Source organism: Oerskovia sp. NPDC056781 (genome assembly GCF_042789955.1).
GTDB lineage: Bacteria > Actinomycetota > Actinomycetes > Actinomycetales > Cellulomonadaceae > Oerskovia > Oerskovia rustica.
The window spans coordinates 1-5,326 of the sequence record NZ_JBHUAD010000253.1; the positions used below are offsets into that span (position 1 = coordinate 1).

Sequence of the window (5,326 nt, forward strand, 5' to 3'; positions counted from 1 at the left end):
GTGGTGCGCCCAGCGATGTGGTTCGACCTTGCCTGAGCGGTAGCCGGTGGGTGGGGCGCCAGCAGTGGTGCCCCACCGACCGGGATCGATCAGAACTTCCCGCAGAACTGCTGGCCGCTGCCGTTCGAGAAGCCCGAGTGGTAGATGGCCTTGGCAGTCACAGGGCCGTAGACGCCGTCAGCGGCGACCCCGGCAGTCCTCTGCGCCGCGATGAGCGCCGACCGGGTGGCGGGACCGAAGCTGCCGTCGAGCGCGATGTTCTGGCCGTAGCAGTACTTCAGGCTCTGCTGCAGCAGCTTGACGGGGAACCCGGTGCGGCCCTGGGAGAGAGTGCAGACGTAGGTCGTCGTGCCACCGCTGACGAAGCCGGGCACGCCGAGGTTTCCGGCGGGCAGGTAGTGATTGTTGCAGAACGGGGTGGCTGCCGAGGCGGGAGCCGCGACTGCGGTCGCGGCAGCCATGCCACCGATGGTGAGGCTGAGGGTGACGAGGGCGCCCAAGGTGCGGCGCTGAACCTGACGCATGCGATCTACCTCCGGATTGTCGGGTTGGCGCCGTTTGGCGCCGCTGCCACGCTAGCAAGCCACAGGTGCTCGCGCCTGGGGTCGGACGGCGTTGCTTCGGAGGGGATCGGTGGTGGCGAGCCCCCGGATGGGTCCGCGGCCGACCCCACGAAAGGCATCCCGTGCCCGGAGCGTCCTGCGCGCCCGTGGCTTCCGCCCGGACGTCACGCACAGCCTTGTCGCGCGCCCGCTCGTTGCTCAGCCCCGCGCGTCATTCCGGGGGCACGACACGGGCGCCCTACCACCACGCCCGCTTGAAGCCTGCCGCCTCCGCGTCCTTGCGGCTCTCGAAGCACACGTCGGCCTTGACGTCCCGGAAGTTCCACTCCTCGCCCCGCACGTAGTAGACGTTGGTCGCGCCGTCGATCTCGCGCACGTAGAGACCCTTGACCTTGCAGTCCTCGGGGACCGGGGTCCTGCTGGGGGTGGGTGTCGGGGTCGGGGTGGGCGTCGACGGCACCGGGGCGGGCGGTGGTGGTTCGGCGACCGGGGGTGCCTCGGGCGTCGGGGTCTGCGTGGGGCGCGGCCGGGGCTTCTCGACCGGGGGGACGACGGGGTCGCGGGGCGGGGGGAGCGTGCTGCCGGTCGGCAGCGGCTCGCCCGGGCACGTCGCGAGGACGGCGACGAGGGCTGCCTTCTCGACGCTGGTCACGCGCAGCCCGTAGGTGTACTTGACGCCCACCTGGCGCGCGACGTACGCGCAGCGGAACGCCTCGTTCGGGGGGAGCCAGGCCGAGGCGTCCCCGTCGCCCTTCTGCTGGTTGAGGGCGCCGTCGACGACGAGGACGTTGAGCGGGTCGTTCGCGAAGGCCTCGCGTCGCGCCGCGTCCCACGCCCGCGCACCCTTGTGCCACGCGTCGGTCAGGGCGACCACGTGGTCCACCTGGACCTTCTCCGAGGACAGCGGGCCGCGCTCGAAGGCGATCTCGGTGCCGCTGTACGGGTCGGCGAGCAGGCCCGTCAGGACGACGCAGTCCCTCGTCCCGGGCTTGAACGACACCCCGGACAACGACCTGGCGAGCGCATCGTTGCGGGTGTCGCACCCGTTGCCGTCGGTGTCGGCGAAACGCGCCCCGAAGGCCTCGACGGAGAACGCGGCGGAGACGTCCCGGTCGCCGACCTCGAGCAGCGCGACCGTCGCGAGCGCCGACTGGGAGGGAGCTGCTGCCACGACCGCGTCGACGTCGAGGGCCTGCGCCTCGAGGACGGCCGAGTTGGCCACCTCGAGGTAGTCCGGGGTCCGGTCCTCCGCGGGCTCCTCGACGGGTGGCGGGGCGTTCGTCGCCTTGGAGGTCACGGGGGTCGGCGGCCTGTCCGAGCCGCCTTTCTGCGCGAGGGCCACCCCGCTCCCGGCGAGGGCCACGACGAGCACGGCGCAGCCCGCCCAGAGCGCGGGCCCGGACAGGAGCCCTTGCCGGGCAGGCGGCCGACGCGCCGAGGTGCTCTGGCGGGTCGGGCTGGCCCGACGGGCCGAGGCGCGCGACGCCGTCGGGCCTGCGGGTGACGCGGGCTGTGCGACCGGTCCCGGCGGGGGCGGGATCGGAGGCAGCGCCCGCACGGTCGAGGCGGGCGCGTACGACGCGGGCTGCTCGTCGACCGCCGGGCGGACCTCGGCGAACGGCATGCCGGGGGACTTTTCACCCGGCGGGTTCGTCGGACGGGGCGCGTCGCCGCCGAGCGTCCCGACGCCGAGGGGGAGGCGCTGAGTGCTGGTGGGCAGGACCGTGGGACGGGTGTGCTGGGACCAGCGGTCGCCGTCGAACCACCGCTCCGTACCGGCTGCGGAGGGGTCGGGATACCACCCCGGAGCGGTGCGACCCATGACGCCTCCTGCTGCTCTGGTCGCCTGCGTGCAACCCGCCGGCGGCGTCCTGGACCGACAGGGCGATCGAAGGCTAGCGGAGAGCGTCGGGTGGCCACGAATCGGTCCGGCGTGCCCCTGGCGCGGGGCGCGGGTGCGGTCTCACGGAGGGACGGCGAGGGGTGGGCGCACGTCGCTCTTGACAGCGCTGTCAGTTTCAGGGTCTACTCGCCCCAGGAACGCCGGACGGTCCTGGCCGCCCGAACCGCGTCGGGCGTGGCACGTCGGGGCGGAGCCAGCCGCGGGTGTGGAAGAATCCCGCCAGTCGAACCGTGCGGGGGTGGGTGCACATGGCCGCAGGAGGCCGCACCGCACGCGGCGGAGGTCGCCCGACCCTCGCCGCGGTGGCCGAGGCCGCGGGAGTCAGCCTCAAGACGGCGTCCCGCGTGCTCAACAACGAGCCCAGCGTCGCCGAGGCGACCCGCCTCAAGGTGAGGGCAGCCGCCGACGCGCTCGGGTTCCGGCGCAACGCCGTCGCAGCGGACCTCGCACGCGGAGGAGGCTCCCGGCTCGTCGGGTTCGTGACGGGAGACATCGCGAACCCTTTCTACTCGGACCTCGCGGGCGGGATCGAGCGCGAGCTGCGCAAGCACGGGCTCCAGCTCATCACCACGAGCTCCGACGAGGACGCTGACCAGGAGCGCGAGCTCATCGACGCGCTGATCGAACGACGCGTCGCCGCCCTGTTCATCGCCCCCACGGCCGCCGACCACTCCTACCTCCATGCCGAGCTCGCGACCGGCGTGCCCGTCGTGTTCCTCGACCGCCCGCCGAGCGGGATCGAGGCGGACACCGTCGTCCTCGACAACCGCGCCGGCGCCGCCGCCGCGACCCGCCACCTGCTCGCACAGGGACACCGCCGGATCGCGCTCGCCGGCGACCTGTCCCGCCTGTGGACGTTCCGCGAACGGCACGAGGGCTTCGTCGCCGCGCTGCGCGACGCCGGGATCGAGGACCCCGAGCGCTACGTACGCGACGGGCTGCACGGCGCCGCGACGGCCCGCGAGGCGGTCGAGGGGCTCCTCGCGCTCGACGAGCCGCCCACCGCGATCCTCACGGCCAACAACAAGATCACCCAGGGCGCGCTCCGGGCGCTGCGCACCGGTCACGGCACGCGCCGCGACGTCGCCCTCGTCGGGTTCGACGACTTCGAGCTCGCGGACGTCCTCGACGTGACAGTCGTCGGGTACGAGATCTCCGTGATGGGCCAGGAGGCCGCGCGGCTCGCGGTCGACCGCATCGAGTCGCCCGGGGGTGCCCCCCGGCTGCGCATCGTCCCGACCGTGCTGATCCCCCGGGGCTCCGGGGAGATCACGCCGCGCCTCACCGCGGTGGAGGTCCCGGCAGGACGGTGACCTGACGGCGCGGTGCGACGGGTCCGGCGAGATGCTCGGCGTGCGCGGCGGCCGGTCGACCCTGGGCGTGCGGACCTGCCGGGTCGGTCGCTTTGTCGTCGTCGTCCTCTTCGAACCCCGCCCAGGTCTCCCCGAGGTAACGATTCGGCGCACCTCTTTGACAGACCCCGGTGCACGGTCTTACGTTCGACCTGTTCCTGACAGCGCTGTCAACGACGAAAGTAGGACCCCATGCGTAACGGATTACGCGTCGCCGGGGCACTGGTGGGCACCGCAGCCCTCCTGGCCCTCGCGGCTTGCAGCGGCGACTCTGGTAGCGATTCCACCTCGGGCGGCTCGGGTGATGCTGCGGGCGGCGACGTCGAGGTCTTCACCTGGTGGGCCGCCGGCTCCGAGAAGGCCGGCCTCGACGCCCTCGTCTCGGTCTTCGACGAGCAGAACCCCGACTACACCTTCGTGAACGGCGCGGTGGCCGGCGGCGCCGGATCGGCCGCCAAGGACCTGCTCCAGACCCGGCTCCAGGCCAACGACCCGCCGGACACCTTCCAGGCACACGCGGGGGCCGAGCTCACCGACTACATCGACGCCGCCCAGATCGAGGACATCTCCGACCTGTACGACGAGTTCGGGGTCACGGACGTCTTCCCGCAGGACCTCATCGACCTCCTGACTGTCGACGGCAAGATCTACTCGATGCCGTCCAACATCCACCGCTCGAACATGGTCTGGGCAAACCCCGCGGTACTGACCGAGGCGGGCCTCGACCCTGCAGCGACGTACGCGACCCTCGACGACTGGTTCGCGGCCCTCGACGCGGTCCAGGCCACGGGCAAGACCGCCCTCTCGGTCGGCCAGACCTGGACCCAGGTCAACCTGCTCGAGACGATCCTCATGGCTGACCTCGGCGCCGAGGCCTACAACGGGCTGTGGGACGGCACGACCGACTGGGAGAGCCCCGAGGTCACGGCCGCTCTCGAGGACTTCCAGAAGCTCATGAGCTACACCAACACCGACCGCGACGGCCTGGACTGGCCCGAGGCCACCCAGCTCGTCATGGACGGCGACGCCGCGTTCAACGTCATGGGCGACTGGGCCGTGGCGGCGTTCGAGGAGGCAGGCAAGACCGCCGGCACCGACTTCACCTACTTCCCGGTCCCCGGGACGGACGGCATGTTCGGATTCCTCGCCGACTCGTTCACGCTCCCCGTGGGCGCCAAGAACGCGGACGGCGCCAAGGCCTGGATCGAGACGGTCTCGAGCCTCGAGGGCCAGACGGCGTTCAACAAGGCCAAGGGCTCCATCCCGGCCCGCACCGACGCGGACCCTGCTGACTTCTCCGAGTACCAGCAGACCGCCATCACCTCGTTCGCGGACGACACGATCGTGCCGTCGCTCGCCCACGGTGCGGCCGCCTCGGTCGCCGTGCTCAACGCCATCTCGGACGCGACGAGCAAGTTCACCTCCGGCGCCTCCGACCTGGCGCAGTACCAGGCCGACCTGGCCGCCGCCGCCGCCGAGTAGGGCGCAGGCGGCACCCGCCGCGGGGC

At 72.4% G+C, this 5,326-nt stretch carries 4 protein-coding genes; 2 read left to right on the forward strand and 2 right to left on the reverse strand.

Features of this window, described 5'->3' with window-relative positions; translation table 11 throughout:
* Nucleotides 1–89: 89 nt before the first annotated feature.
* Complete coding sequence (locus ACFRCR_RS16465) at nt 90–461, reverse strand: peptidoglycan-binding protein (protein ID WP_377679018.1); 372 nt, start codon at nt 459–461, stop codon at nt 90–92.
* A gap of 340 nt (nt 462–801) precedes the next feature.
* Nucleotides 802–2,385, reverse strand: coding sequence for a DUF1524 domain-containing protein (locus ACFRCR_RS16470; RefSeq protein ID WP_377679019.1), 1,584 nt, complete (start codon nt 2,383–2,385; stop codon nt 802–804).
* Between the two features lie 329 nt (nt 2,386–2,714).
* Here ACFRCR_RS16470 and ACFRCR_RS16475 point away from each other — a divergent pair, with 329 nt between their 5' ends.
* Together ACFRCR_RS16475 and ACFRCR_RS16480 are read left to right on the forward strand one after the other, a co-directional pair.
* The gene (locus ACFRCR_RS16475) at nt 2,715–3,779 is read left to right on the forward strand and encodes a LacI family DNA-binding transcriptional regulator (RefSeq protein WP_377679021.1); all 1,065 of its coding nucleotides are present in this window, start codon (nt 2,715–2,717) and stop codon (nt 3,777–3,779) included.
* Nucleotides 3,780–4,010: 231 nt separating this feature from the next.
* Nucleotides 4,011–5,300 carry an ABC transporter substrate-binding protein gene (locus ACFRCR_RS16480; RefSeq protein ID WP_377679022.1) on the forward strand — a complete coding sequence of 430 codons (1,290 nt, stop codon included), beginning with the start codon at nt 4,011–4,013 and terminating at the stop codon, nt 5,298–5,300.
* Nucleotides 5,301–5,326: the final 26 nt, after the last annotated feature.

Excerpts from the sequence above, each read along its gene's own strand:
- ACFRCR_RS16475 (WP_377679021.1), top strand. The coding sequence starts at position 2,715 with ATGGCCGCAGGAGGCCGCACCGCACGCGGCGGAGGTCGCCCGACCCTC.
- ACFRCR_RS16480 (WP_377679022.1), top strand. The coding sequence starts at position 4,011 with ATGCGTAACGGATTACGCGTCGCCGGGGCACTGGTGGGCACCGCAGCC.
- ACFRCR_RS16465 (WP_377679018.1), bottom strand. The coding sequence starts at position 461 with ATGGCTGCCGCGACCGCAGTCGCGGCTCCCGCCTCGGCAGCCACCCCG.
- ACFRCR_RS16470 (WP_377679019.1), bottom strand. The coding sequence starts at position 2,385 with ATGGGTCGCACCGCTCCGGGGTGGTATCCCGACCCCTCCGCAGCCGGT.